The organism is Actinoplanes nipponensis, from assembly GCF_016862275.1.
GTDB lineage: Bacteria > Actinomycetota > Actinomycetes > Mycobacteriales > Micromonosporaceae > Actinoplanes > Actinoplanes nipponensis.
Genome location: NZ_BOMQ01000056.1, coordinates 14,693 through 39,662 on the forward strand (window position 1 = coordinate 14,693; position 24,970 = coordinate 39,662).

Sequence of the window (24,970 nt, forward strand, 5' to 3'; positions counted from 1 at the left end):
CCGGGAAAGTCGCCTCTTGTCCAAGTGTCGAAAATATTAGACGCTTACCGCATGACGATCAGCGACTACCTCCTGGCCCACTGCACCCCCGCCGACGCCGTCCTGGCCGACCTGGCCGCGGAGACGGCGGCGGCCTTCCCCGACGCCGCCCACATGCAGGTCTCCCACGACGAGGGCGGCCTGCTGACGATGCTGGTCCGGCTCATCGGCGCCCGTACCGCCGTCGAGGTGGGGGTCTTCACCGGCTACTCGGCGATCTGCATCGCCCGCGGCCTGCCGGCCGACGGCCGGCTCCTGGCCTGCGACACCTCGCCGGAATGGACCGCGCTGGCCCGCACCCACTGGCAGCGCGCCGGGCTCGCCGACCGGATCGACCTGCGCCTGGCGCCGGCCGCGGACACGCTGCGGGCCCTGCCACCCGAGCCGGTGTTCGACTTCGGCTTCATCGACGCGGACAAGACCGGCTACCCCGTGTACTACGAAGAGCTGCTGCGCCGGCTGCGGCCGGGCGGACTGCTGGTGCTGGACAACGTGCTGCAGCGGGGGCAGGTCCTCGAGCCGGCGCGGCACCCGGCGGTCGAGGCGATCCAGCGGCTCAACGACCGGATCGTGCGCGACGAGCGGGTGGAATCGGTGATGCTCCCGGTCCGCGACGGGATCACCCTCATCAGGAAGCGCTGAGCAGGGGATCGCCAAGGCCGATCGGGATCGGGATCGTCGAGGCGGACCGGGATCGTCAAGGCGGCGGCCCGGGATCGTCAGGGCCGACGGGGATCGTCAGGGCCGACCGGGATCGGCAGGGCCGACCGGGATCGGCAGGGCCGACTGGGATCGGCAAGGTCAACGGCAGGATCGCATTTCGGTCGTGCCTGGTTGCGTGGTGCTGACCGTCGCTCCCGCCGATTGCCGGCTGCGTGCTTTGTTCCATCCGGTTCCGGCTGGTTGCCGGGTGGAGCTGGGGGACGGATCTTGAGACCGCGGGGCCTGGGAGGCGAGGTCAGGGGTTGGTTGCCTCGGCCCTCGACGGTGTCGCGGGAGGTAAGAAGCCACTCGCTGCCCGACCACGCGGCGCTACGACCGGCCCGGGGCCTGCCGGGCGGTGCGGGCCGAGACGGTGTCGGCTGGGCGCCGGGGACGGCTGAGCCGGTCCGGGCTGTTGCTGCGTTCAGGGCATCGCGCCGGCGCCTGCCGAGGCCGCGATACGTTCCCACGGTCCTGGCTGGGCCGGCTCGTCAGCGACCGCCCGGCCGAGGCGACCGACCGGGCCGTCCGACTGCGCGGCGGACCGCACGAGAACACCAACGGGCGGCTACTACCCCAAGAGGCAGCAAGGACTTCCGCGCCGTCAACCCAAACCGGTCTCGACCTCACCGCCACCCAGATGGACGTCCACTCAACGAATTCCCGACTCCCCGGGCTCTCCAAGATCCACGGGCGGCGGGCGGCGGGCGGCGGGTGGCGGGCGGCGGGCGGCGGGTGGCGCGCAGGCGCGCGGCCGATCGGGCGGGCAGGCGGCCGTGCGGGCAGGCGGGCAGGCGGCCGTGCGGGCAGGCGGGCGGCGAGCGGGCAGGCGGCCGTGCGGGCGGGCAGGCGGGTGGGCGGCCGAGCGGGCGGGGGAAGGTGGGTGTGGCGGGGTCAGGGGATGAGGGTGGCGGCGTGGCGGCCCGCCGCGGCCGCCGTCACGAAGTAGGCGTGGTCGTCCAGGAGGCCGCGGCCCATCGTGGACAGCCGGACCGGGCTGGCCTGCAGGGCCGCGTCCAGGCCGGCGGTGGCCACCGTGACCACGCGGTGCAGCGTCGCCAGCGGCGCCAGTGCCTCCTCCACCTGCTTGGCCAGGTCGGCCGGCAGGTCGTCCGGGACGACCAGGTCCGCGGGGACCAGCGCGACCTTCCCGTACGCGGTGAGGCTGTGGTGGGAGACGCCGCGGTGGCGGGGGCGGGGGTCCGCGTCCGAGATGCGCAGCGAGCCGACCGGTGTGCCGCGCAGGGCCACGATCGCGTTCACCGCCTCGCCCAGCGCCACGCCGGAGAAGCCCCAGGGCGTGCCCGTGCCCAGGTTGCCCGGGCCCTGCGCCACGATCGCCACGTCGGCGCCGAGCACGTGCCGGGCCGCCAGCAGGCCGGTGTGCAGCGTCGCCGCCTCCAGGTCGCCGCCGAACGCCTGGCCCGTCGTGACCGTGCCGGCCAGGTGCTCGCGCAGGCCGTCGAGGGTGCGGGAGAACCAGGCCGGCAGCGCGCCGCCGTCGGTCATCACGTACGCCACCTTGGCGTCCGGGCGGTCCGCGTGGATGCCGGCCAGCACCGCCGGCAGCGCCGAGTGCAGGTCCGCCGTCACCACGGGCATGCCGTCCAGGCTGTCGGCGGCCGCCATCACCGCGCGGTGCGGCGACGCCTCCTCGTCCACGCCCAGCAGGATCGGCTGCAGCGGCGTGTACCGGGCCTTGACCAGGTGGCCGGCGTCGCGGTCGGTGCCCGCCGACGGCGGGTCCTCGGGCAGCCGGTCGGGCAGCGCCACCACGAGCGCGTAGCCGCCGGTGCCCAGGCCCATGACCTGGGCGCCCACGTTCAGCAGGACCCGGTCGCCCGGCTCGGGCGTACCGGTCAGGGCCGGGTAGGCCAGCGCCCGCAGCGTGCCCTGCTCCGTCGTCACCTCGAGCTCGACGGCGCCGCGCCACGCGCGCCGTACCGCGGACACCGTTCCTGATCGCCAGCGCACCATGGCGGCGACCCTATATGTCCACCCCGCCGTCGCGGTGGTTGTGCCCCGCCCGGCCGCGCGTCGGGTCCAGGAACACGTACCGGATGGCGGGGTAACGGGCCCGCAGCCGGCGCTCGGCCTCGTCCGAGGCCGCCTCGATCTCGCCGCCGCTCACGTCGTCGTGGAAGTCGACCTTCGCGGCGACCAGGATGACGCCCGGGCCCAGCTGCATGGTCAGCAGCGTCGGGACCGCGGTCACCACCGGGATGCCGGCCAGGTCGTCGGCGATCTGGTTGTGGATGCGGCGCGGCACCGCCCGGCCGACCAGCAGCGACACGTTGGCGCGGGCCAGCACGGTGGCCACCACCAGCAGCAGCAGGCCGATCGCGATCGAGGCCAGGCCGTCCCAGAGCTCCGAGCCGGTGAGCTGAGACAGCGCGATGCCGGCGGCGGCCAGGATCAGGCCGATCAGGGCCGCGGAGTCCTCGAAGTAGACCGCCTTGACCGTGGTGTCCGAGGTGGCCCGCAGGAACCGCCGGCGGGACACGTTCCACCGCCGCGACTCGCCGGTCACCTGCCGCTGCGCCTTGAGGAACGAGACGCCCTCCGCCACGAACGACACGGCCAGCACGATGTACGACACCAGGAAGTTGCCGCTGTGCTCGCCGCTCATGATGGTCGTCACGCCGTGGTAGATCGAGAAGCCGGCGCCGCCGACGAAGGTGAACACGGCCGCGATGAACGCCCAGACGAAGCTCTCCTTGCCGTAGCCGAACGGGTGCTCCTCGTCGGGCTCCTTGGTGCCGCGGCGCAGCGCGACGAACAGGAACACCTCGGTGACCGTGTCGGCGAGCGAGTGCGCGGCCTCCGACAGCATCGCCGCCGAGCCGGACAGCAGGCCCGCCACCAGCTTCGCGGCGGCGATGGCCAGGTTGGCCAGGCCCGCGACGATGACGGTGCCGACGCTCTCGCTGCCCTGCTCCTCCCCGGCGGCGCCCGGGTGGCCGGGCTCCGCCGGCGCGGGCAGCGCCGAGGCGCCGGCCACGCCGACCGGAAGGTCCTCGTCGGCGGTACGGGGGGCGGGGGTGGCGGGCGTCGTCTCGGGCACGGGTGCTGGTTTCCCCCCGGACCGCACGAATAACCCCGGCCCGGCTTCCGGCTGCCGCCATCCGGCGTCGTTGCTGCTAGCGTTTCCTCTCGTGTCGCGGACCCGCACCGAGCGCCTGGTGAACCTGGTGATCTGTCTGCTGTCCACGCGACGGTTCCTGACCGCCGCGCAGATCGCCGCGACCGTGCCCGGCTACGAGCACGACCCGGAGGATCCGCGCGACCACGAGGCGTTCCAGCGCAAGTTCGAGCGGGACAAGGCCGAGCTGCGCGAGCTGGGCGTGCCCCTGGAGACCGGCCTGGCCAGCGCGTTCGACACCGAGCCGGGCTACCGGATCGCCCACCGCGAGTACGCCCTGCCCGACATCCCGCTGGAACCGGACGAGGCCGCCGCCGTGGGCATCGCGGCCCGGCTCTGGCAGCACGCCGGTCTGGCCGCCGCGGCGTCCTCCGGCCTGGCCAAGCTGCGCGCCGCCGGCGTCGAGGTCGACCCGCAGGCCACCCTGGGCATGGAGCCGGTGATGACCGTGGACCCGGCGTTCGGGCCGCTCACCGCGGCCGCCCGGGCCCGCCGTGCGGTCACCTTCTCCTACCGGGTCCCCGAGGTCGACGAGCCCTCCACCCGGCGCCTGCAGCCCTGGGGCGTGGTCTGCTGGCAGGGCCGCTGGTACGTGGTCGGCCACGACCGGGACCGCGACGCCACCCGCTGCTTCCGGCTGTCGCGCATCGTCGGCGCGGTCCGGCCGGTCGGCGCCGAGGGCGCGTTCACCCCGCCGGAGAACGTCGACCTGATCAGCCACGTCGCCCGCTGGTCGGGCCCGGTGGAACGCAACGGGCGGGCCACCGTGGTGGTGGAGCCGGGCCGGGCCGCCGGGCTGCGCCGGCTGGCCATCGAGACGGTGCCCGGGCCCGACGGCGACCGGCTGACCATCCCGTACTCCGACGTCGAGTGGCTGGCCTCGCGGCTGGTCGGATACGGCGCCGAGGTGCGCGCGGACGGGCCGCCGGAGCTCCGTGACGCGGTCATCCAGCAGCTCAAGGAGGTCGTGGCGCGCCACGAGCGGGTGCTGCCCGCGGTGGCCCGATGACCCCGCACCCGCGTACCCGGGAGAACAAGGCCTCGGCCGACCGGCTGGGCCGGCTGCTCAACCTGGTGCCCTACCTGCTGGCCCGGCCCGGGATCCTGGTCGCGGAGGCGGCCGCGGCCTTCGGGATCACCGAGCGGCAGCTGCGCGAGGACCTGGAGCTGCTCTGGGTCTGCGGGCTGCCCGGGTACGGGCCGGGCGACCTGATCGACATGGCCCTCGACGGCGACCGGGTGACCATCACCTACGACGCGGGCATCGACCGGCCGCTGCGGCTCAACCCGGACGAGGCGCTGGCCCTGGTCGTGGCCCTGCGGATGCTGGCCGAGACGCCGGGCACCGGGTCCCGCGACGCCGTCGAGCGGGCGCTGGCGAAGATCGAGCACGCGGCCGGCGACGTCGCCGACACCCCGGTGGCGGTGCGGCTGCCGGCGGACAGCCAGCGGGTCGACGCGATCCGGGGCGCGGTCGAGCGGCGGCACGCGCTGCGCCTGACCTACTACACGGCCGCGCGCGACGAGACCACCGAGCGGGTGGTCGACCCGATGCGGATGCTGATGGTCGGCCCGCGGGCGTACCTGGAGGCCTGGTGCCGCCGCGCCGAGGGCACCCGGCTCTTCCGGGTCGACCGCATCGACGCCTTCACCGAGCTGGACGAGCCCGCCGCGCCGCCGGCGCAGGCGGTCCCGCACGACGTCAGCGACGGGGTCTTCCACCCGTCGCCGGACCTGCCGCTGGTCACGCTGCGGGTGGGCCGGGGCAGCCGGTGGATCACCGAGTACTACCCGTGCGAGGACGTGCGCCGCGACGGCGACGAGTGGGTCGTGACCATGCGGGTCACCGACCTGGGCTGGGCCCAGCGGCTGCTGCTCGGGCTCGGCCCGGACGTGACCGTGGTCGGGCCGGTGGAGCTCGTCGACCGGATCCGCGCCCAGGCCACCACCGCGCTGGACCAGTACGCGACGGCGCCGCCGGTCACCGCCTAAGCTGTCCGCCATGGTGAAGTGGATCGCGATCGCCGTGGTGGTGCTCGCGCTGATCGTTCTGGTGGCGTCCGTGTTCTCCGTCCTCAACCGGCTGACCGGGCTGGACCGGGCCGCCCGGCGCCTGCAACAGCGCCAGGCCGAGGCGCTGAGGCTGCAGCGGGACGCGACGGCGCTCGAGGAATCCGTGGCCGGCCTGCAGCAGCGGGCCGAGATCATGCAGGACCGGCTCGCGGTGATCAAGGCCGGGCGGGGCGCATCGGACGGGAAGCACTCCTTACAGAAGGCGTGAGCCCGTGGTAGCGTGCGGCGTTCCCCGGCCGTTGTCCGAAAATTCCTCGGTGGATCTCAATCAAACAGGTCCGGCAGGGGTCGCGCACAACAACCACACGTACGATGGACCCCGCATCACCTGTCAGGACCTGATCCGATCGACTGGAGTTACCCATGGGCGCCCTCAAGCCGTGGCACATCGCCATCTTCGTCGTCGTCCTCGTGCTGCTGTTCGGCGCGAAGCGGCTGCCGGACGCCGCGCGGTCGCTCGGTCGTTCCCTGCGCATCATCAAGGCTGAGACCAAGGGCCTGGTGGACGACGACAACGTCGCCGAGAAGGCCGAGCCGCAGTATTCCCGCCAGCCGCTGCAGCCCAACGAGATCCACCAGCCGGGCCAGCCGGGCTACCAGCAGGCGCCCCCGGCGGGCTACCAGCAGCCCGGGTACCAGCAGCCGGGCTACCAGCAGCCCAACGGTCAGCAGTTCCCGCAGCCGCAGCAGCCGCCGGCCCAGCCGTACGTGGACCCGGTGCAGCGCAGCAACGACCGCTGATCCGCCGTGGCCCTCTCCCTACGCCGTCAGGGACCGAGCAAGTTCCAGCAGGCCTCCGACGGCTCCATGACACTGATCGAGCACGTCCGGGAGTTGCGTAACCGCCTCTTCTGGGCGTCGCTCGGCATCGTGGCCGGCCTGATCGTCGGCTTCATCGTCTCGCAGTGGGTCTTCCACCTGCTCTCCGGGCCGTACTGCGCGCTGCCGAGCTCGTACGTCGCGGGCGAGTGCAAGTTCCTCGTCCTCGGCGTCGCCGACACGCTCATCCTGCGCCTCAAGATCGCCCTCTGGGTCGGCCTGATCGTGGGCGCGCCGGTCTGGCTCTACCAGCTCTGGGCGTTCATCGCGCCCGGCCTGCACCGCCACGAGCGCAAGTGGGCCTACATCTTCGTCGCGATCGCCGCCCCGCTGTTCGCCGGCGGCGCGGTCCTGGCCTACTTCGTGGTCCAGCACAGCCTGGCCTTCATCATGCAGGCCGGCGTCGTCGGCGACACCACGCAGCTCGAGGTGACCTCCTACGTCGGCTTCGTGACCAGCATGATCCTGCTGTTCGGAGTGGCCTTCGAGTTCCCGCTGGTGCTGCTCATGCTCAACTTCACCGGCGTGGTCACCGCCCGCAAGCTGATGAGCTGGTGGCGGGTCGTGGTCTTCCTGTCGTTCGGCTTCGCCGCGATCGCCACGCCCGACCCGGGCCCGTTCGGCATGACGCTGCTCGCGGCCTGCATGGTGGTGCTCTACCTGATCGCCGTGGGCGTGGCCGCGATCAACGACAAGCGCAAGGGCCGCGGCAAGGAGATCTACGCCGGCCTGGACGACGACGAGATCTCGCCGCTGGAGGACGACCGCCAGCCGGTCGGCGCGGGCAGCCGGATCGAGACGCCCTCGCCGGTCGAGGCGCCGGAGCCCGTGGCGAAACCGTTGCCGCTGGAGAGCCGCTTCGACGACATGACCTGACCCGGCAGCCGGTAGCCTCCCGGCTGTGAACAGCGACGACATCGCGGTGCTGGCCAACCCCCGGGCGGGGCGCGGCCGGCACCGCGGTCTGCTGCCCGGGGTGCTCGAGCGGCTGGGCACCTCCGGACGTACGGTGCGGCTGCTCGGCGCGGACAGCGCGGAGTCGGCCGAGAAGGCCTGCCACCGGGCCGTCGCCGAGGGCGTCGGCGCGCTGGTGGCCGTCGGCGGCGACGGGACCCTGCACCGGGCCGTGCAGGCGGTGGCCGGCACGCCGACCCCCTTCGGGCTGGTCCCCGCCGGCACCGGCAACGACTTCGCGGCCGGCGCCGGCGTACCGGCCGATCCGCTGACCGCCGCGACCGCCATCGCCGCCGCCGTCCGCGAGGGCCGGAGCACCCCGCTCGACCTGGCCCGGATCACCACCGGGCGCGGCGACGTGCGCTGGTACGGCGCGGTGCTGGCCGCCGGTTTCGACGCGGTCGTCAACGAGCGCGCCAACCGGATGCGCTGGCCGCGCGGGCCGCGCCGCTACGACCTGGCCATCCTGCTGGAGCTGGCCCGGCTGCGGCCGCGCCGCTACACCCTCGAGCTCGACGGCGTCGACCGCGGTTGCACCGCCGACCTGGTGGCGGTCGGCAACTGCCGCAGCTACGGCGGCGGCATGCTGATCTGCCCCGACGCCGACCCCACCGACGGCCTGCTGGACGTGGTCGTCGCGGCGCCGCTGGGCCGCGGCACGCTCGTGCGGCTCAAGCCGCGGCTGCGGAGCGGCACCCACGTCGACGATCCGCGGGTCACCAGCTACCGGGCGCGCGAGGTGCGGATCGGGGCGCCGGGCATCGTCGGGTACGCCGACGGGGAGCGGGTCGCCGCCCTGCCGTTCGTGGTGCGCTGCGAGCCGGGTGCGGTCCGGTTGCTGGTGTGAGCCCGGCGTCAGCGCCGGCGCGGCCCGGCCGAACGGACGGGGGAAGCCGCAGATCCTCGGGAGGCAGCATGTCGATCGGTTCGCTGAGCTCGAGCACCGTGTCCACCGGGATGCCGGCCTCTACCGACCCGGGACAGGCCGGCCCGGCCCGCGAGGCCGACGCGCCGACGATCGCCGACCACGTCGCGGCCGCCGCCGCGCGGGAGCCCGTCCGCAGCGTCTCGGCGACCCTGGGGACCCTGGTCGACACGTACCTCTGAGCCGCTGTCACATCCCGTCCCCGGCCGGTGTCTTCCTGACGAGACCCACCGTGGACGAGGAGGAGCCATGACCGGCAACACCCGCATACCCCCGGCCGAGATCACCGGGGTCTACGGCGCCGTGCTGAAGCGGGTCACCCGCAGGATGCTGGGCGACGTGCCCGAGGCGCTCGGCGTGATGTGGCACAACCGGCCGGTGCTGCGGTTCAGCATGGGCATCGGCCGCCGGGCCGCCCGGTGGAACCGGTGCGACGAGAGCCTGAAGGCGTACGCCCACATGGCGGTGGCCGCGCTGGTCGGCTGCTCGTTCTGCCTGGACCTGGGGTACTTCCAGGCGTACCACGCGGGGCTGGACGTGGCCAAGGCGCGGGAGGTGCCCCGGTGGCGGGAATCGGAGGTGTTCACGCCGCTGGAGCGGGACGTGATGGCGTACGCCGAGGCGATGTCGCAGACGCCGCCCGCCGTCACCGACGAGCTCTCCGCTCGGCTGCTCGACCGGCTCGGGGCGCCGGCGCTGGTCGAGCTCACCGCGTTCGCCGCGCTGGCCAACCAGTTCGCCCGGGCCAACATCGCCCTCGGCATCAGGGCCCAGGGGCTGGCGGCCTCGTGCGGGCTGGCCCCGCTGCCGAGCCGGGCCGGCTCCCGCGCCTGACGCGCCGGGCCGGCGCTCAGACCGGGCAGCCGGCCAGGGCCAGGGTGGCGCCGAGCCCGTTGGAGCGGCCCGGCTCGGCCGCCGGCAGCACCAGCGCCGCGCAGCCGGCCTGGACCGCGCCCGCGTCGGCCGGGCTGTCGCCGACCATCAGCGTGCGCTCCGGGTCGGCGCCCAGCATCCCGCAGGCGCGCAGGAAGATGGCCGGGTCCGGCTTGGTGCGGCCCACCTCGTAGGACAGCGCGAACGCGTCCACCAGGCCGATCAGCCCCCAGGCGGCGAAGTGCGGGCGGATGTCGAAGCCGATGTTGCTGACCACGCCCACCTTGATGCCGGCGTCGTGCAGGGTGCGCAGGGTGCGCTCGGTGTCCGCGTACGGCAGCCAGCCCTGCGGGACCAGGAGCCGGTCGTAGAGGGCGTCGGCCAGGCCCTCCACGTCCGTGCTGACGGTGGCGGCCAGGCCGGTGTAGGCGGCGCGGTGGCTGTGCTCGTACAGGTCGCGGTCGGCCCAGTGCTCGGCCAGGTGCAGCGGCACCCGGTAGGGCAGCGGGCCGCCGGCGCGCCCGGCGGTGACCAGCCGGTCGGCCAGGATCGTGGCCCGGCCGCGGTCGAGCTCGCGCCCGCAGGCCGCGGCCGCGGCGGTCACCCAGGCCACCGGCTCCTCGACCTGGGCCAGGGTGCCGTGGAAGTCGAAGAGCACGGCGTCGACCTGGCGGCGCGACGGGTAGGCGGTCGATTCGGCGGCATCCGGCACGCCGTGCACCTTACCCAGCGCCGGCCACGCGACTGTCGGCAACCGCCCGGCGAGGCATGACCTTCGTTGTGTCACACCCACGCACTAGCCTTGTGTTCATGACGACCCCCGCCGGTGATGTGAGCCCCGCCGAACGGTATGCGGCTTCGAAGCGCCGGGCGGCCCGGGCCGCCGAGTTTCCGGCCCTGGACGATTTCATGCTCGACGTCGGCTTCGACCTCGACGACTTCCAGCGTCAGGCCTGCGAGGTGCTGGAGCGCGGCAGCGGCGTGCTGGTCTGCGCGCCGACCGGCGCCGGCAAGACCGTCGTCGGCGAGTTCGCCGTGCACCTCACGCTGCGGGCGGGCGGGGCCGGGCCGCGGCGCAAGTGCTTCTACACGACGCCGATCAAGGCCCTGTCCAACCAGAAGTACCACGACCTGGTGGAGCGCTACGGCGCCGACCAGGTCGGCCTGCTGACCGGCGACAACGTGGTCAACGGCGACGCGCCCGTGATCGTCATGACCACCGAGGTGCTGCGCAACATGCTCTACTCGGGCTCGGCCAGCCTGCAGGGCCTGGCCTACGTGGTGATGGACGAGGTGCACTACCTGGCCGACCGGTTCCGCGGCGCGGTCTGGGAGGAGGTCATCATCCACCTCCCCTCGTCGGTGACGCTGGTCTCCCTGTCCGCCACGGTCAGCAACTACGAGGAGTTCGCCGACTGGCTGGTCACCGTGCGCGGGCGGACCGAGGTGGTGGTCAGTGAGCACCGGCCGGTCCCGCTCTGGCAGCACATGCTGGTCGGCAAGCGGATGTTCGACCTGTTCCACGACGCCGACGCGGCCCGCAAGCACGACGTGCACCCCGAGCTGCTGCGCTACACCCGCGAGATGCTGCGCCGGCTGGAGCTCACCGACCGTACGGCCGGGCCGGGCTGGCACTCCCGCGGCGGCCGGCCGCGGCGCTGGCAGCCCCCGCCGCGCGCCGAGGTGGTGGAGCGGCTCGACCGCGCCGACCTGCTGCCGGCGATCCTGTTCATCTTCAGCCGCGCCGGCTGTGACGCCGCCGTGCAGCAGTGCCTGGCCGGGGGCCTGCGGCTGACCGGCGCCGACGAGCGGGCCGAGATCCGCCGCATCGCCCAGGCCAAGGTGGCCGGCATCCCCAGCGAGGACCTCTCGGTGCTGGGCTACTGGGAATGGCTGGACGGTCTCGAGCGCGGCGTCGCGGCCCACCACGCCGGCATGCTGCCCGCCTTCAAGGAGGCGGTCGAGGAGTGCTTCGTGCGCGGCCTGGTCAAGGCCGTCTTCGCCACCGAGACGCTGGCGCTGGGCATCAACATGCCGGCCCGGTGCGTGGTGCTGGAACGGCTGGTCAAGTTCAACGGCGAAGCCCACGTCGACCTGACCCCGGGGGAGTACACCCAGCTCACCGGCCGTGCCGGCCGCCGCGGCATCGACATCGAGGGCCACGCGGTGGTGCTGTGGAGCCCCGAGGTGGACCCGCGGCACGTCGCCGGCCTGGCCTCGACGCGGACCTACCCGCTGCGCTCCAGCTTCCGCCCGTCGTACAACATGGCGGTCAACCTGGTCGGCTCGGTCGGCGCGGAGAAGTCCCGCGACCTGCTCGAGTCCTCGTTCGCGCAGTTCCAGGCGGACCGCTCGGTGGTCGGGCTGGCCCGGCAGGTGCAGCGCAACGTCGAGACCATGCAGACGTACGACGACGACGGCGCCTGCCACCACGGCGACTTCGACGAGTACTTCGCGCTCCGGGTGGCCATCGCCGACCGGGAACGCGCCATCGCCCGGCAGGGCACCGCGCAGCGCCGCGCCGCCGCGGTGTCCTCGCTGGAGAAGCTGCGCGTCGGCGACGTGATCCGGGTGCCGCAGGGCCGCCGGGCCGGCCTCGCCGTCGTCCTCGAGCCGCCCACCGGCGGTTTCGGCGAGCCGCGCCCGCTGGTGCTGACCCAGGACCGCTGGGCCGGGCGGGTCAGCCCGGCGGACTTCCCCGGCGCGGTCGACGTGCTGGAACGCATCCGGGTGCCGAAGAACTTCAACCCGCGTTCGCCCGGCGCCCGCCGCGACCTGGCCGCGACGGTCAGCGCCACCGGCCTGGACCGGCACGGCTCGGGCGGCGGCGGCGGCCGGCGCGGCCGCGGCAAGGCCGCCCCCGGCGAGGACGCCGAGATCGCGCTGCTCAAGGTGCAGATGCGCCAGCACCCATGCCACGCCTGCCCGGATCGCGAGGAGCACGCCCGCTTCGCCGAGCGCCGGCACCGCCTGGCCCGCGACACCGACGCCCTGCGCGACAAGGTCGCCGGGCGCACCGGCTCGCTGGCCCGCACGTTCGACCAGGTCTGCGCGGTGCTCGCCGGCCGCGGGTACCTGTCCGACGACGGCGAGGTGACCGAGTCCGGCCGGATGCTGGGCCGGATCTGGACCGAGGCCGACCTGCTGGTCGCCGAATGCCTGCGCCGCGGCGTCTGGGAGGGCCTGGCCCCGGAGGAACTGGCCGCGGCGGTGTCCATGGTGCTCTACGAGTCACGCCGGGAGGGCGACGAGCGCGCCTCGGTCCCCAAGGGAGCGACCACGGCGGCGGTCGACGCGTGCCACAAGCTGTGGGCCGAGATCGAGTCCGACGAGGCCGAGCACGGGCTGTCGCTGACCCGCGAGCCGGACCCGGGCTTCGTGTGGCCGATGTACCGCTGGGCCCGCGGTGAGCCGCTGGCCCGGGTGCTGGCCAGCGGGCACAACTACGAGTCCGACATGCCGGCGGGGGACTTCGTCCGCTGGGCGCGGCAGGTGCTCGACCTGCTGGCGCAGCTGAAGGACGCGTCGGCGGCGAGCTCCGGGGTGCGGGAGACGGCTCGCAAGGCGATGGTCGCGGTGAATCGGGGGGTGCTGGCCTACCAGACGGCGCTGTGAGCGCGGGGCGGCGCGTGCGGGGCGCGGGGCGCGGTGCGGCGCGTTGTGGGCGCGGGGCGCGGTGCGGCGCGCTGTGGGCGCGGGGCGGCGCTGTGAGCGCGGGGGGATCGGCGGATGGCGCTGTGAGCGCCGGGCGGCGGTCCGCGGCACGCGGACGGGGTGTGGACGGCGAAGGGGAGCGGCCGCCTGGTGTGGGACCCCGATCAAGCCGGTCCGGGCCCGGCGCCGGGGCCGGTTATGACCGCCGGCCCGCGAGCCCCGCGGTGCTGTCCCGGATCACCAGGCGGTGACCGGCCACGATGCGCCGGGCCGGCCGGTCCTGGTGGCCGCTGCCGAGCCGGTCGGCCAGGCAGTTCAGGGCGTCGCGGGCGATGGCTTCCTTGTCCGGCGCGATCGTGGTCAGGGACGGGGTCGCGTAGCGGCCGTCCTCCACGTCGTCGAAGCCCACCACGGCCAGCTCGCCGGGTATCCGTACCCCCCGCGACAGCGCGGCCTGCATCGCGCCCAGCGCCAGCTGATCGCTGAAGCAGAAGACCGCGTCCACCTCGCGGCCCGCGTCCAGCAGCGCCGCCATGGCGGCGGCGCCGTCGGCGCGGTGCAGCCGGGCCACCGGGACCTCGCGGGCCGGGTCCGCGGGCAGCCCGGCCTCGGCCAGCGCCTGTCGGTAGCCCTCGACGCGGCGGGCCGCGGTGCCGTTGTCCAGCTGGGGTTGCGGCCCGATGGCGGCGATGCGGGTCCGGCCCAGGGTGATCAGGTGCCGGGTGGCCTCGCGGGCGGCGGCCACGCTGTCGACCGCCACGTGGTCGAGCAGCCCGTCGGCGTCCTGTTCGCCCAGCAGCACCACCGGCACGCCGCCCGGTGCGCGGCGCAGCTCCCGGGGCGACAGCGCCCAGGGGCTCAGCACCAGGCCGTCGACGACCTGGCCGCGTACCCCGTCGAGCAGGCGGCGTTCGTGCTCCGCGTCGCCGTCGGTCTGCTGCACCAGCAGCATCCAGGAGCGTCGCTCGGCCTCGCGGACCAGCAGCCCGGCCAGCTCGCCGAAGTACGGCGAGGCGATCTCGGGCACGGCCAGCGCGACCAGGCCGGACCGGCCGCCGCGCAGGTGCCGGGCGGCGGCGTTGGGGCGGTACCGCAGCTCGTCGATGGCCTCCTGCACCCGGGCCCGGGTGTCCGGCGCCACCTGGGCGAAGCCGCTGACCACGTTCGAGACCGTGCGGATCGACACCCCGGCGCGCTCGGCGACCTGGCGCAGGCTCGCCGTCATCGTCGGTTCCCCATGGCGAAAACCCTACCGGCACCGCTTGCCACGTGGCATACAACGTTGCAAAGTGGGCCTCATGACTTCTTCGACCGGTACGGCGGCCCGCGACGCGCTCTACGACCAGGGCATCACCGCCTGCCCGGGCGCCTTCAGCCCGGCCTGGGCGGACGCCATGCGCGAGGACATCGAGAAGGCGTTCGCCGAGGCCCTGGCCCGGCCCGACGGCGCGGTCGGGCGCGGCCCGCACCGCTACTACGTCGAGATCCACCCCGAGCAGCTGCGCGGGTTCGTCGACCTGGTCACCCACCCGTGGGTGACCGCGGTGTGCGAGGCCGTGCTCGGCCCGCGGTACGAGATCGTCGAGCTGGGCTTCGACGTCCCGCTGGCCGGCGCGGTCAACCAGCCCTGGCACCGCGACTTCCCCATGCCGGAGGTGACCCGCACCCAGCGGCGGCTGAACTCGCTGGCCTTCAACCTCACCGGGGTCGACACCACCGAGGAGATGGGCCCGTTCGAGATAGCCCCGGGCACCCAGTTCGACGACGAGCCCGAGTTCGGCCACGGCATGTTCCCGCCGAAGTCGTTCTACCCGCGCTACGAGCAGCGCGCGGTCCGCAAGTACCCGAAGCGGGGCGACATCTCCGCCCGCTCGGCGCTGACCATCCACCGGGGCACCCGCAACTACTCCCAGCTGTCGCGCCCCGTGCTGGTCCTCGGGGTGGACGCGCCCGGCGCGGGCAACGGCGAGCGGCACGACACGGCGGTCACCGGACCGTTCTGGGAGTCGCTGCCCGATCAGGTCAAGGCGCACCTGCACTGCCCGGTGGTGGACACGCTCACCCCGATCACCCAGAAGCACACGATCGAGGGCCTGGTCATGGGCGAGGCCTGAGAAGGGGGCCCGGCCGGGTGTGGGAAGTCCCGGCCGGGCGTACGGGGTCAGACGCCGAGCCGGCGCGATCCGGCGGCGGCCTTGACGATGACCGGGACCAGGAGCGTCGGGTCGAGGCGGGGCCGCAGCGTCGGCGCCCAGCCGGCGTCCGGCGTGAAGTCCGGGTCGTAGGCGGCGTTGTACGCGGCGACCAGGTCCACCGGCCGCGGCGGCCGGCTGCCCACCTGGACCAGGGTGCCCTTGGCGGTGATCCGGGTGCCCTTCCAGTACTTGAGCAGGTCGGCGTCCGCGACGTCCGCGCTGCGCACGAAGTAGTTGTTCTCCGCGTAGATGCTCGACTCGAAGCCGACGCCGAGGGAGTAGCCGTAGTCCTCGGCGGTCGCGACGTACAGGTTGTTGTAGACGTCCACCTGGCCGAAGCGCACCCGGGGCGCCCGCTGGACCACGTTGCCGAAGCGGTTGTGGTGCACGGTGACGCGCAGCTTGCCCACGTCCACGCCGGGGGTGTCGGTCGAGCCGATCAGCATCGTCTTGTCGTGGTCGTAGTAGTTGTTGTACGAGACGGTGACCAGGTCCGAGCCGCGGATGATGTCGCTGGCCCCGTCGTGCACCTGGTACGGCCGGCCGAAGTACAGCGGCTGGGCGGCGTCGTGGTTGTTGCCGTCGCTGAACGTGTTGTGGTCCAGCCAGACGTTGGTCGCGCCGGTCAGCGACACCAGGTCGTACAGCGAGTTCCAGTTGCCGGTCGAGCCGTCGGTCGGGTCCCAGGCCGGGAAGCAGTCCGCCGCGTCGGTGAACTCGATGTTGCGCACGATCACGTTGTGCACGTTCTGCAGGACCATGCTGCCGTGCTCGATGCGGGCGCCGTTGATCCCGATGACGGTCGTGTCCGACGGGACGATGACCTTGATCTGGTCGCCCTGCCGCTTGGCCGAGCGGACCCGGGCGTCCTCCAGTGGGCCGCTCGGCTTGGCCGTCCGGCCCCAGACCGCCGGGTCGTACGCCTGCCGGAAGGCGGCCAGGTCGTACTCCGGGTCGGCGAAGTCGGCGCAGCTCAGCGGCTGCCCGTCGGCGCCGGTGCGCATGCTGAACCGGCCGTCGACCACGACGATGCGCGGCGCGGCCTCGCCGCTGAGCGCCGCGACGAGCTCGGCCCGGTTGTGGACGACGAAGGTGTGGGCGGCGTCGGCGGCCGAGCCACCGGTCGTGCCGGTGCCGGCGGCGGCCCAGCCGTCGTCGGCCGGCAGGGGCTGCCGGGCCAGGCGCAGCGCCGCGGCCGGCACCCCGGCGGCCGCGGCCGCCGGGGCATCGGTGGCCGCGGCGGGCAGGGCCGGGGTGAGGCCGGCGGCCACGATCAGGCTCGCCGCGAGGAGGGATCTACCGCGCATCGTGCGCTCCAGGTACTCGATGATCCGGGGGGAGGAAAGCGCTTTCCCAACGAGCAACGGTTACACGCGTGTTTCGGCGAGTCAATGCCCCGGAACGTGCAGGAAGTTTGCAGTGGACCCGGCGCCGGCCGGGGCGCTCAGGGCCAGACGGTGCAGTGCGCGGCGAACAGCTCGGGGGCGCTGTGCACCGGCACGACGCAGAGCAGGTGGCCGCCCGGCGCCCGCATGATGTGGCAGTCCAGCCACCGGTTGATCTCGACCGCGCCCAGCGCCGTGAGCCGGGCCGCCTCCGCGTCGTGGTCGTCGGTCTCGATGTCCACGTGGTAGCGCGGCGCGTCGTCGACCGCCTGCACCCCGAGGGTCAGTGCCGGCAGCGCCTCCCGCAGCATCGTGAACTGCGGCTCGTGCTCCTCGGGCACGGCCGGCGTGCCCAGCGCGGCGGACCAGAACGCCGCGGCGGCCGGCGCCTCGGCCGCGGGCGTGTCGACGAAGAGGCCGTACAGGCGGCTGCGATGCACGGTGCCACGGTAGCAACGCGGTAGTCTCCCGGCGTGCAGCTCGAGGCGGAGAAGTTCCGGGTGGAGCTCACCGGGTACGCGTACCGGATGCTCGGCGCGGCCGCGGAGGCCGAGGACGCCGTGCAGGAGACGCTGGTGCGGGCCTGGCAGCACGCCGACCGCTTCGACGACGCCCGGGCCTCGCTGCGTACCTGGCTGTATCGCATCGCCACCAACGTCTGCCTGGACATGCTGCGCAGCGCCCGGCGCCGGGCCCGCGCCGTCGACCTGGGCCCGGCCGCGGAGGCGGGCGCCCCGCTCGGGACGCCGCTGCCGCCCGGCGCCTGGGTCCGGCCCGTCGCCGACGCGCGGGTGCTGCCCGGCGACGACCCCGCCGAGCACGCCGTGCGCCGGGAATCCGTACGGCTGGCCTTCATCGCGGCCCTGCAGCGGCTCTCGCCCCGGCAGCGGGCCGTGCTGATCCTGCGCGACGTGCTGGGCTGGCACGCCGGCGAGGTGGCCGAGCTGCTCGACACGTCGGTGCCCTCGGTGACCAGCGCGCTGCAGCGGGCCCGGGCCACCGTGCGGCGCGCCGGGCCGGTCGCTCCGCTGGAGCCGGACGCCGCCGCGCTGCTCGACCGGTACTGCCGGGCGTTCGAACGGTACGACGTGGCGGCGATGGTGGCGCTGCTGCACGAGGACGCCACCATGACCATGCCGCCGTTCGCCTGGTGGCTGCGCGGGCGCGAGCAGATCCGGCAGGTGCTGCTGCACGGCGACGGGTCGTGCCGGGAGGCCCGGATGGTGCCGGTCGCCGCCAACGGCACCCTCGCGTACTGGCAGGAGCGGCCGACCGGCCCGGACGGGACGTACGAGCCCTTCGCGCTGATGATCTTCGAGACGCGGGGCGGTCTGATCACCGAGATCACCACCTACCTCGACGAGCCGCCGGGCGCCGCCGGCGGCCGCCGGGCAGGATGGTGGCGTGCAGAGCGATCTTGATCTGGCCAGAACCGCCGCCCGCGCCGGCGCCGCGGTCGCCCTGGAGTACTTCGCGGCCCTGGCCGACCTGCCCCGGGAACGCAAGGCGGACGGCAGCGTCGTCACCGAGGCGGACCGGGCGACCGAGGCGGCCGTGCGCGCCGTGCTGGCCGCGGCTCGGCCCGGCGACGCCGTGCTGGGCGAGGAGGGCGGCCAGACCGGCGCGGCGGACCGGCGCTGGATCATCGACCCGATCGACGGCACCGCCCAGTTCGTCGCCGGCGACGACCGGTGGCTGGTGCTGGTCGCCCTCGAGGAGGCCGGCGAGATCGTCGTCGGGGTGGCCGCGGTCCCGGCGCAGAACCGGGTCTGGTGGGCGCGCCGCGGCGGCGGCGCCTTCGAAGGAACCCTCGACGGTACGGCGGCCACGCCCGTCCACGTCGCCGCCCCCGCCCCGGCGCTGGCCGGCAGCCGGCTGGGCGTCATCCCGGTGGCTCCCAACCTGTACCCGAGCGACGAGGCGATCGCGGCGCCGCTGAGCGCCGTCACCCCGTCGGTCGAGTGGGACGTGCACGCCGCCCTGCTCGTCGCCGGCGGCCGGCTGGACCTGGCCCTGCAGACCCGCGGCCAGGTGTGGGACTTCGCGGCCACCGCGTTGATCGTCACCGAGGCCGGCGGCTGCTACGGCGGCGCCGACGGCATCCGCGGCCCGCGCCCGGGCGTCTCGCTGTTCGCCGCCGACCGCACGCTGTGGCAGGCCGCCCACGACGTGCTCTGGCCGGCCTGACCGCTACGGGGAGGTGCTGGTGTTCAGCGCGAAGACCAGCGCCGCGACCGCCCCCACGGACAGCACCACGCTGATGATGCCCAGCACCCGCCCGATCAGCGCCGGGCCGACGCCGTGGGCGCCGCGGCCCCGGGTGCTCAGCACGATGGCCGCGATCCCGGGAATCCAGCCGAGCAGGCAGAACGACAGCGGGACGCCGGCGATGCCGAGGATCAGGGCGGACCGGCCCGCGGTGCGGTCCGGCGGCGTCGGCGGCGCCGCGTTGCGCGGGTCCCACTGCAGCCGGGGCGGCAGATCCTGCACCTGCGACAGCAGGTCCGAGGCGTACGTGGCCGTGCTGACCGCGACCACCCGGCCGTCGTACTGCTCGGTGCTGAGCAGGCCCTCGCCGAGGGCCCGGGTCAGCTGGTCGATGACCTGCGTGCGGTGCACCGTGCCGATGCGCTCGTCCTTCATCGGTGGCGAACGTATCGCGCGTCCGGCCGCCCGCGTGGCCGAACCGCCCACAAGGCCGGCCGCCGTGTTGACCGGGGGACGTAACGTGCGGTCATGACCTCCGACGGCGAGGACCCGGCGCGGCGGTGGACCTGGCGGCTCACGGCGACCGGGCTGGCCATCAGCGCGGCTCTCGCGGTGCTGGCCGCGGGCGTGTTCCTCGCCGGTGAGCAGCAGCGCCGGCAGATCGTGGCGCACGGCAGCGCGGTCCGGGCCGTCGTCACCGCCGATCACGACGACGAGTTCGATCACTGGTACACGGTGAGCTACCCGGCGCGGGGCGCCACCCGCAGCGCGGATCTGCGCTATCCGTGGCTGCTGATCGACAAGTGGCCGGTCGGGCGGGCGCTGACGGTGTACGTGGACCCCGACGACCCGGAGCGGATCGCCACCGCGGACGGCTACGCCACCCCGGTCTGGACCTCCGCGCCCGGCTTCCTGGCGGTCCTGGCCGTCCTGGCGGCGTTCGTGTCGATCAGCGGCCACGTCGGGGGCCGCCGGAAACGCCGGCGGTCACGGCCGTCGTGAGGCGCCCGGACGCCGCGGCGGCGTCCGGGCTCATCGCGTCGCTCAGAACCGGACCTGGGTGTGGCAGACGTTGTACGCGCCGCGGGTGTAGAAGATGGCGCAGTCGCCCGCGATGGCGGCCCAGGTGTTGTTGCCCACCAGACCGTCCCGGGTGAGGCCCCGGAGCTCCTGGAACCGCCGCACCGCGTTCGAGGTGCCGGACCCGAAGTGCCCGTCGACCGGTCCGGGATAGAGCCGGGTGTCGCCCGAGACGAAGGCGATCGCCGCCAGGAAGTGCTGCAGCGACGCCACGCAGGCGTGCGTCGATCCGGGACCCAGCAGCGGGCGGAGCTGTTCCGAACAGGTCACCGGCGCCGGCGCGATCCCGTGATGGGAGGCGGCGGCGGGCGTCGCCGTGGCGAGCAGGCAACCCACCATCATGGCCGCCGCGAGCAGGGCGCCCGCGAGGCGGCGTCGCCGGCCGCTCCCCGTCCGGCCCTTCGATGCCGCGTCCGGCCGGGTCGCCGCCGGACCGTGCAGTGTGACTGTCATGAGTGGACTCCGTTTCAGGTGCGTGGACGCTGCTCCCGTGACTCGCGGCCGCGGCTGCGGGACTCTGATGGGGACGACAGTGCCGGCCGGCCCGTCCCGGGGCGTCCATTCGGGACGACACCGGACACCTCGGGACGCCGCGTGGCCGTCGGGACGGGACGGGGGCAGGGATGGGGCACGCGGACGATCCGGCGGCCGGGCTCCGGGCGCGGCTCCACGCGCTGTACCGGCTGGTCCGCAAGCCGGCCTACCGGGAGTTGCGGAGGAAGGCCGCCCTGGCCGGCGCGACACTGCCGCCGGCGACCCTCGGCGCGCTGCTCAACGGCCGGGGTGTGCCGCGCTGGGAGACGGTCGCGGCGTTCGTGACGGCCTGCCGGCGCTGCGCCGAGGATCACCGGCCGCACCTGCCGCTGCCCCCGGAGATGGTCGACCTGGAGCTCTGGTGGTCCCTCCACGAGCAGGTCACCACCGCCCGGCGGCAGCGCGCGGACGCGGCCCGGGACGGCTCCCGCCGGGCGGCAGTCGCCGTGCCGGCGCTGCTGCCGGCCGACGTGCGCGGCTTCGCCGGCCGCGACGCCCAGCTCGCCGCGCTCGACCACCTCCTGGCCACCGCCGGCGAGGAACCGACCGCGGTGGTCATCTCCGCGGTCTCGGGCACCGCCGGGGTGGGCAAGACCGCACTGGCGGTGCACTGGGCCCACCGGGTCCGCCGGCGGTTCCCGGACGGCCAGCTGTACGTCAACCTCCGCGGCTTCCACCCCACCGGCGCGGTCATGGACCCCGCCGAGGCCATCCGCGGCTTCCTCGACGCCCTCAGCGTCGCGCCCCAGCGCATCCCGGCCGGCCTGGACGCCCAGGCCGCCCTCTACCGCACCGTCCTGGCCGACAAGCGGATCCTGATCCTGCTCGACAACGCCCGCGACGCCGAGCAGGCCCGCCCGCTGCTGCCCGCCACCGGAGGCTGCCTCGCGGTGCTCACCAGCCGTCACCAGCTCACCGGGCTGGTCGCCGCCGTCGGCGCCTACCCGCTCACCCTGGACCTGCTCACCGACGACGAGGCCCGCCAGCTGCTGACCCGCCGGCTCGGCCCGGACCGGATCGCCGCCCAGTCCGCCGCCGTCGACGAGATCATCACGGCGTGTGCCCGGCTGCCGCTGGCGCTGGCGATCGTGGCCGCCCGCGCCGCCGCCCAGCCCCACCTGCCGCTGACCGCCCTCGCCGAGCAACTGCGCAGCAGCCAGGGCCGGCTCGACCTGCTCAGCACCGGAGATCCCGGCACCGATGTCCGGGCGGTGTTCTCCTGGTCCTGTCAACGGCTCAGCGCCGCCGCCGCCGGGCTCTTCCGGCTGCTCGGCCTGCACCCGGGTCCCGACATCTCACTGCCGGCGGCGGCCAGCCTCGTCGGCCTGTCGCCGGCTCGGGCCCGGCCGCTGCTGACCGAGCTCGTCCGCGCCCAGCTGATCACCGAACCCGCCGCCGGCCGGTATGCCCTGCACGACCTGCTGCGCGCGTACGCCGTCGAACAGGGACACATCCACGACCCCGAACCGGACCGGCGCGCCGGCACCCACCGCCTTCTCGACCACTACCTGCACACCGCCTACGCCGCGGACCGGCTGCTCAACCCGCAACGCGACCCGATCGCCCTCACCGCGCCGCGGCCCGGCGTCACCCCGGAGCCGGTGACCGACCACGGCCGGGCGCTGGCCTGGCTCACCACCGAGCACCGGGTGCTGCTGGCCGCCCTCCACCACGCCGCCGTCGCCGGGTTCGACACCCATACCTGGCAGCTCGCCTGGACCCTCGTCACCTTCCTGGACCGGCGCGGGCACTGGCACGACGCGCTCGCCACCAAGGAGGCCGCGCTGGCCGCCGCGCTCCGCTCGGCCGACCTGCCCGCCCAGGCCCGGGCCCACCGCCTCCTCGGCCAGACCTACACGCGGCTGGGCCGGTACGACGACGCCCACAGCCATCTCCGTCAGGCCCTGACCCGGTACGGCCGGCTGGCCGACCGCACCGGCGAGGCCCGCACCCACCTCGACCTCGGCCTGATGTTCGGGCGGCAGGACGACTACGGGCGGGCCCGCACCCATGCCCAGCAGGCCGAGATCCTGTTCCGCGCCGTCGGCCACCGGGTCGGCCAGGCCAACGCCCACAATGCCGTCGGCTGGTACCACGCCCGACTCGGCGACCACGAGCAGGCCCTGACCTACTGCTGCCAGGCCCTGGCCTGGCAGCAGGACCTCGGCAACCGCCACGGGGAGGCCTCCACCTGGGACAGCCTGGGCTACGTCCACCACCACCTCGGCCACCACGACCGGGCCGTCGCCTGCTACCAGCGGGCCGTCGACCTGTTCCGGGAACTCGGCAACCGCCACCACGAGGCCACCACCCTCACCCGCCTCGGCGACCTCCAGCACGCCGCCGGCAACACCACCGACGCCCGCGCCGCCTGGCAGCACGCCCTCGACATCCTCACCGACCTCCACCACCCCGACGCCGGCCCCCTGCGCGTCAGACTCCACCCCCCGGCCGGAACGGCGTGACCCGATCAGACCGGGGCGTGCAGGGTGATGGTCGTCCAGGCGCCCACGTGCACCCGGTCGCCGTCGCCGACGCTGCGGGTCTGCCCGGCGGTCAGCGGCTTGGGCTCGTCGTTGAGGTAGGTGCCGTTGGTCGAGCCCAGGTCCGAGACCAGCCAGACGCCGTCCACGCTCAGGGTCAGCAGGGCGTGGCTGTGCGAGACGCCCGGGTCGGCGTCGGCCAGGTCGATCTCCGGGTCCGTGCCCTTGGAGGTGCTCCGGCGGCCGATCCGGACCTGCGGGGCCGGCAGCGGCACCGTCCGCTCGGCGGGCTGGGCCGGGAAGTCGACGCCCTCGATCGCGTTGGCCGCGAAGTACTCGCGGTCGGCGAACACCGTCGCCGTCCACTGTGCCGTCGCCGGGGCCGTGGCCGTCGGCTGGACCAGCGCCGGCACCTTGCCGGTGCTGTGGTCGTAGCCGCAGTCCTCGCAGAAGCGGCCCGCCCCGGCCCGCGGCGTGCCGCAGTTCGGGCACGGCTCCCCGCTCGGGAACGCGGGCGGGGCGGCCGGGGCGACGCCCGGGCTGAACACCGCCGTGCCGCCGATCTTCGCGCCGCAGGTGTCGCAGAAGTCGTCCGTCGTGGACGCGTGGCCCTTGGGGCAGGCGTACGTCATGACGACCGGCCCACCCGCACGGTCTTGGTCGACCGGGTGTCCAGCGCCATCTCGTCGGCCGCCTCGACCTTGCGGCGCAGCCGGACCGTGCCGGTCGCCGCGTCCTCGATCTCGACGACCGTGGCCAGCAGCTCCTCGGTCGCCTTGTTGCCGCTCTCGTGGGCCAGCTGGGCGGCCCGGCCGAACTTCAGCGTGGCCGTCCGGTCGTCGCCGGCCTTGCGCGCCTCGATGCCCGCCTGGATCGCGTCGGCCAGCTCGGCCTGCCCGGTGTAGTGCGCCACCTGCCGGTTGATCCGGGTGGACAGCGCCGCGTCCTCGGTCCACACCGCCCGCACCAGGGTCTGGGCCAGTACGGTGTCACCCTCCACCACCGACACCCGCGCCGCCAGCATCTCGTCGCCGGCCGCGCCCGGGGTCACGTCCACGCAGATGTGGTAGTCGCGGCTCTCCGCGCCCCACGCGCCCAGCGGGTAGCGCCCGGCCCGGGGACCGTCCTCGACCCGCTTGCCGGTCAGGTCGGCCACCTGCGGCTCGACCTGCTTGACGAAGCGCACCGTGGCGTTGACCGGGGTCCAGACCTTGAGCTGCACGTCGGCGCTGGTCTTGCCCATCGCCGCGGTCATCATCTGCTCGAACGCCGCGGCCAGGTCCTGCGGGCGGGCGACGATGTCCACGGTGCCCAGCATCGCCGCGGCGATCTTGCGCAGCTCGGAGACCGTCCAGTTGGTGCCGACGCCGCGGCAGTCGCAGGTGAAGGTGCCGCCGAGCTCCTGCAGCACCCCCTCCAGGTAGCCCTTGTACTCGCCGTTCTCGCCGTCGGTGAGCAGGATGGCGTGCGCGATGTCGCCCGGGCGCTGCGCGAACAGCTGGCCGGCGAGCTTGAGCCAGGCGCCCATGGCCGTACCGCCGTTGGCCTGCAGCCGGTCGATCGCGCCGACCGCCTGCGCCCGGGTCTCGGCGGTGGCGACGGCGAGCTGGCCGGGCGCCGGGAACAGCTGCTGGGCGGTGCTCACGCCGGCGATGATGGCGAAGCGCACGCCGTCGTCGATGCAGTTCACCGCGGCCTTGGCGGCCTGCCGGGCGGCGGCCATCCGGCCCTCCGCCTGCATCGAGCCGGAGCAGTCCACGATGATGATCTCGGTGGCGCCGGCCGTGCGCCGCTCGCCCTCGGCGCCGGACTGCTCCACGGTGACGATCGCGTTGACTTCGGTCGCGCCCAGGGCGAGGAACTCGTTCTGGAACGCCTCGGCGGTGTACGGCACGGGCTCTCCC

At 74.5% G+C, this 24,970-nt stretch carries 25 protein-coding genes; 15 read left to right on the forward strand and 10 right to left on the reverse strand.

Annotated elements, in window-relative coordinates:
• The first annotated feature begins 51 nt into the window (after window positions 1–51).
• Window positions 52–681, forward strand: coding sequence for an O-methyltransferase (locus tag Ani05nite_RS23795; RefSeq protein ID WP_203771587.1), 630 nt, complete (start codon window positions 52–54; stop codon window positions 679–681).
• Window positions 682–1,635: 954 nt separating this feature from the next.
• Here the strand turns inward: Ani05nite_RS23795 and Ani05nite_RS23800 are convergent.
• Window positions 1,636–2,718: a DUF3866 family protein gene (locus Ani05nite_RS23800; protein WP_203771589.1), complete on the reverse strand. Its 1,083-nt coding sequence runs from the start codon at window positions 2,716–2,718 to the stop codon at window positions 1,636–1,638.
• A 10-nt stretch (window positions 2,719–2,728) separates the two neighbouring features.
• Window positions 2,729–3,805: a cation diffusion facilitator family transporter gene (locus Ani05nite_RS23805; protein WP_377882862.1), complete on the reverse strand. Its 1,077-nt coding sequence runs from the start codon at window positions 3,803–3,805 to the stop codon at window positions 2,729–2,731.
• Window positions 3,806–3,896: 91 nt separating this feature from the next.
• Between Ani05nite_RS23805 and Ani05nite_RS23810 the strand changes: the two genes are divergently transcribed.
• From Ani05nite_RS23810 to Ani05nite_RS23845, 8 genes are all read left to right on the forward strand, one after another.
• On the forward strand, window positions 3,897–4,892 hold the full coding sequence (locus Ani05nite_RS23810; RefSeq protein WP_203771591.1) for a helix-turn-helix transcriptional regulator: 996 nt from the start codon (window positions 3,897–3,899) through the stop codon (window positions 4,890–4,892).
• Window positions 4,889–5,875, forward strand: a complete 987-nt coding sequence (locus Ani05nite_RS23815; protein ID WP_203771593.1) for a helix-turn-helix transcriptional regulator — start codon at window positions 4,889–4,891, stop codon at window positions 5,873–5,875. Before Ani05nite_RS23810 ends, Ani05nite_RS23815 begins: the two co-directional genes overlap by 4 nt.
• Before the next feature lie 10 nt (window positions 5,876–5,885).
• A complete protein-coding gene (locus tag Ani05nite_RS23820; protein WP_203771595.1) occupies window positions 5,886–6,164 on the forward strand; it encodes a hypothetical protein in 279 nt (92 codons plus the stop codon).
• 155 nt (window positions 6,165–6,319) lie between these two features.
• Window positions 6,320–6,697, forward strand: coding sequence for a Sec-independent protein translocase subunit TatA (gene tatA, locus Ani05nite_RS23825; RefSeq protein WP_203771597.1), 378 nt, complete (start codon window positions 6,320–6,322; stop codon window positions 6,695–6,697).
• 6 nt (window positions 6,698–6,703) lie between these two features.
• On the forward strand, window positions 6,704–7,651 hold the full coding sequence (gene tatC / locus Ani05nite_RS23830) for a twin-arginine translocase subunit TatC (protein ID WP_203771599.1): 948 nt from the start codon (window positions 6,704–6,706) through the stop codon (window positions 7,649–7,651).
• A gap of 25 nt (window positions 7,652–7,676) precedes the next feature.
• Window positions 7,677–8,576 (forward strand): diacylglycerol kinase family protein, encoded by a 900-nt coding sequence (locus tag Ani05nite_RS23835; protein WP_203771601.1) that lies wholly within the window; start codon window positions 7,677–7,679, stop codon window positions 8,574–8,576.
• A gap of 68 nt (window positions 8,577–8,644) precedes the next feature.
• A complete protein-coding gene (locus Ani05nite_RS23840) occupies window positions 8,645–8,836 on the forward strand; it encodes a hypothetical protein (protein ID WP_203771603.1) in 192 nt (63 codons plus the stop codon).
• Window positions 8,837–8,903: 67 nt separating this feature from the next.
• On the forward strand, window positions 8,904–9,488 hold the full coding sequence (locus Ani05nite_RS23845; protein WP_203771605.1) for a carboxymuconolactone decarboxylase family protein: 585 nt from the start codon (window positions 8,904–8,906) through the stop codon (window positions 9,486–9,488).
• Between the two features lie 16 nt (window positions 9,489–9,504).
• On the opposite strand, the gene Ani05nite_RS23850 is transcribed toward Ani05nite_RS23845, so the two are convergent.
• Window positions 9,505–10,248 carry an HAD family hydrolase gene (locus tag Ani05nite_RS23850; RefSeq protein ID WP_239130547.1) on the reverse strand — a complete coding sequence of 248 codons (744 nt, stop codon included), beginning with the start codon at window positions 10,246–10,248 and terminating at the stop codon, window positions 9,505–9,507.
• 89 nt (window positions 10,249–10,337) lie between these two features.
• Here Ani05nite_RS23850 and Ani05nite_RS23855 point away from each other — a divergent pair, with 89 nt between their 5' ends.
• Window positions 10,338–13,142, forward strand: a complete 2,805-nt coding sequence (locus Ani05nite_RS23855; protein ID WP_203771607.1) for a DEAD/DEAH box helicase — start codon at window positions 10,338–10,340, stop codon at window positions 13,140–13,142.
• Window positions 13,143–13,377: 235 nt separating this feature from the next.
• Here the strand turns inward: Ani05nite_RS23855 and Ani05nite_RS23860 are convergent, their stop codons facing one another.
• Window positions 13,378–14,406 (reverse strand): LacI family DNA-binding transcriptional regulator, encoded by a 1,029-nt coding sequence (locus Ani05nite_RS23860; protein ID WP_203771609.1) that lies wholly within the window; start codon window positions 14,404–14,406, stop codon window positions 13,378–13,380.
• Between the two features lie 73 nt (window positions 14,407–14,479).
• Here Ani05nite_RS23860 and Ani05nite_RS23865 point away from each other — a divergent pair, with 73 nt between their 5' ends.
• Window positions 14,480–15,295, forward strand: coding sequence for a phytanoyl-CoA dioxygenase family protein (locus Ani05nite_RS23865; RefSeq protein ID WP_203771611.1), 816 nt, complete (start codon window positions 14,480–14,482; stop codon window positions 15,293–15,295).
• A gap of 47 nt (window positions 15,296–15,342) precedes the next feature.
• On the opposite strand, the gene Ani05nite_RS23870 is transcribed toward Ani05nite_RS23865, so the two are convergent.
• Together Ani05nite_RS23870 and Ani05nite_RS23875 are read right to left on the reverse strand one after the other, a co-directional pair.
• A complete protein-coding gene (locus Ani05nite_RS23870) occupies window positions 15,343–16,683 on the reverse strand; it encodes a pectate lyase family protein (RefSeq protein ID WP_203771613.1) in 1,341 nt (446 codons plus the stop codon).
• Window positions 16,684–16,820: 137 nt separating this feature from the next.
• The gene (locus Ani05nite_RS23875) at window positions 16,821–17,201 is read right to left on the reverse strand and encodes a VOC family protein (RefSeq protein WP_203771615.1); all 381 of its coding nucleotides are present in this window, start codon (window positions 17,199–17,201) and stop codon (window positions 16,821–16,823) included.
• A 33-nt stretch (window positions 17,202–17,234) separates the two neighbouring features.
• On the opposite strand from Ani05nite_RS23875, the gene Ani05nite_RS23880 reads away from it, so the two are divergent.
• Both Ani05nite_RS23880 and Ani05nite_RS23885 read left to right on the forward strand, forming a co-directional pair.
• Window positions 17,235–18,182 (forward strand): RNA polymerase subunit sigma-70, encoded by a 948-nt coding sequence (locus Ani05nite_RS23880; RefSeq protein WP_203771617.1) that lies wholly within the window; start codon window positions 17,235–17,237, stop codon window positions 18,180–18,182.
• Window positions 18,166–18,948: an inositol monophosphatase family protein gene (locus tag Ani05nite_RS23885; RefSeq protein ID WP_203771619.1), complete on the forward strand. Its 783-nt coding sequence runs from the start codon at window positions 18,166–18,168 to the stop codon at window positions 18,946–18,948. The genes Ani05nite_RS23880 and Ani05nite_RS23885 overlap by 17 nt, the downstream gene beginning before the upstream one ends.
• 3 nt (window positions 18,949–18,951) lie before the next feature.
• On the opposite strand, the gene Ani05nite_RS23890 is transcribed toward Ani05nite_RS23885, so the two are convergent.
• Window positions 18,952–19,404, reverse strand: coding sequence for a DUF1707 and DUF4190 domain-containing protein (locus Ani05nite_RS23890; RefSeq protein WP_203771621.1), 453 nt, complete (start codon window positions 19,402–19,404; stop codon window positions 18,952–18,954).
• A gap of 93 nt (window positions 19,405–19,497) precedes the next feature.
• Here Ani05nite_RS23890 and Ani05nite_RS23895 point away from each other — a divergent pair, with 93 nt between their 5' ends.
• Window positions 19,498–19,971, forward strand: a complete 474-nt coding sequence (locus tag Ani05nite_RS23895; protein WP_203771623.1) for a DUF3592 domain-containing protein — start codon at window positions 19,498–19,500, stop codon at window positions 19,969–19,971.
• A gap of 42 nt (window positions 19,972–20,013) precedes the next feature.
• On the opposite strand, the gene Ani05nite_RS23900 is transcribed toward Ani05nite_RS23895, so the two are convergent.
• On the reverse strand, window positions 20,014–20,502 hold the full coding sequence (locus Ani05nite_RS23900; protein WP_239130541.1) for a peptidoglycan-binding domain-containing protein: 489 nt from the start codon (window positions 20,500–20,502) through the stop codon (window positions 20,014–20,016).
• Window positions 20,503–20,672: 170 nt separating this feature from the next.
• Here Ani05nite_RS23900 and Ani05nite_RS23905 point away from each other — a divergent pair, with 170 nt between their 5' ends.
• On the forward strand, window positions 20,673–23,048 hold the full coding sequence (locus Ani05nite_RS23905) for an ATP-binding protein (protein ID WP_203771625.1): 2,376 nt from the start codon (window positions 20,673–20,675) through the stop codon (window positions 23,046–23,048).
• 5 nt (window positions 23,049–23,053) lie between these two features.
• Here Ani05nite_RS23905 and Ani05nite_RS23910 read toward each other — a convergent pair whose 3' ends face one another.
• Window positions 23,054–23,698, reverse strand: a complete 645-nt coding sequence (locus tag Ani05nite_RS23910; protein WP_203771627.1) for an FHA domain-containing protein — start codon at window positions 23,696–23,698, stop codon at window positions 23,054–23,056.
• Window positions 23,695–24,960: a vWA domain-containing protein gene (locus Ani05nite_RS23915; RefSeq protein ID WP_203771629.1), complete on the reverse strand. Its 1,266-nt coding sequence runs from the start codon at window positions 24,958–24,960 to the stop codon at window positions 23,695–23,697. Before Ani05nite_RS23915 ends, Ani05nite_RS23910 begins: the two co-directional genes overlap by 4 nt.
• Window positions 24,961–24,970: the final 10 nt, after the last annotated feature.

Coding starts and splice junctions, on each gene's coding strand:
- Ani05nite_RS23795 (WP_203771587.1), top strand. CDS start 52: ATGACGATCAGCGACTACCTCCTGGCCCACTGCACCCCCGCCGACGCC.
- Ani05nite_RS23800 (WP_203771589.1), bottom strand. CDS start 2,718: ATGGTGCGCTGGCGATCAGGAACGGTGTCCGCGGTACGGCGCGCGTGG.
- Ani05nite_RS23815 (WP_203771593.1), top strand. CDS start 4,889: ATGACCCCGCACCCGCGTACCCGGGAGAACAAGGCCTCGGCCGACCGG.
- Ani05nite_RS23820 (WP_203771595.1), top strand. CDS start 5,886: ATGGTGAAGTGGATCGCGATCGCCGTGGTGGTGCTCGCGCTGATCGTT.
- tatA (WP_203771597.1), top strand. CDS start 6,320: ATGGGCGCCCTCAAGCCGTGGCACATCGCCATCTTCGTCGTCGTCCTC.
- Ani05nite_RS23840 (WP_203771603.1), top strand. CDS start 8,645: ATGTCGATCGGTTCGCTGAGCTCGAGCACCGTGTCCACCGGGATGCCG.
- Ani05nite_RS23845 (WP_203771605.1), top strand. CDS start 8,904: ATGACCGGCAACACCCGCATACCCCCGGCCGAGATCACCGGGGTCTAC.
- Ani05nite_RS23855 (WP_203771607.1), top strand. CDS start 10,338: ATGACGACCCCCGCCGGTGATGTGAGCCCCGCCGAACGGTATGCGGCT.
- Ani05nite_RS23860 (WP_203771609.1), bottom strand. CDS start 14,406: ATGACGGCGAGCCTGCGCCAGGTCGCCGAGCGCGCCGGGGTGTCGATC.
- Ani05nite_RS23865 (WP_203771611.1), top strand. CDS start 14,480: ATGACTTCTTCGACCGGTACGGCGGCCCGCGACGCGCTCTACGACCAG.
- Ani05nite_RS23870 (WP_203771613.1), bottom strand. CDS start 16,683: ATGCGCGGTAGATCCCTCCTCGCGGCGAGCCTGATCGTGGCCGCCGGC.
- Ani05nite_RS23890 (WP_203771621.1), bottom strand. CDS start 19,404: ATGAAGGACGAGCGCATCGGCACGGTGCACCGCACGCAGGTCATCGAC.
- Ani05nite_RS23895 (WP_203771623.1), top strand. CDS start 19,498: ATGACCTCCGACGGCGAGGACCCGGCGCGGCGGTGGACCTGGCGGCTC.
- Ani05nite_RS23900 (WP_239130541.1), bottom strand. CDS start 20,502: ATGACAGTCACACTGCACGGTCCGGCGGCGACCCGGCCGGACGCGGCA.
- Ani05nite_RS23905 (WP_203771625.1), top strand. CDS start 20,673: ATGGGGCACGCGGACGATCCGGCGGCCGGGCTCCGGGCGCGGCTCCAC.
- Ani05nite_RS23910 (WP_203771627.1), bottom strand. CDS start 23,698: ATGACGTACGCCTGCCCCAAGGGCCACGCGTCCACGACGGACGACTTC.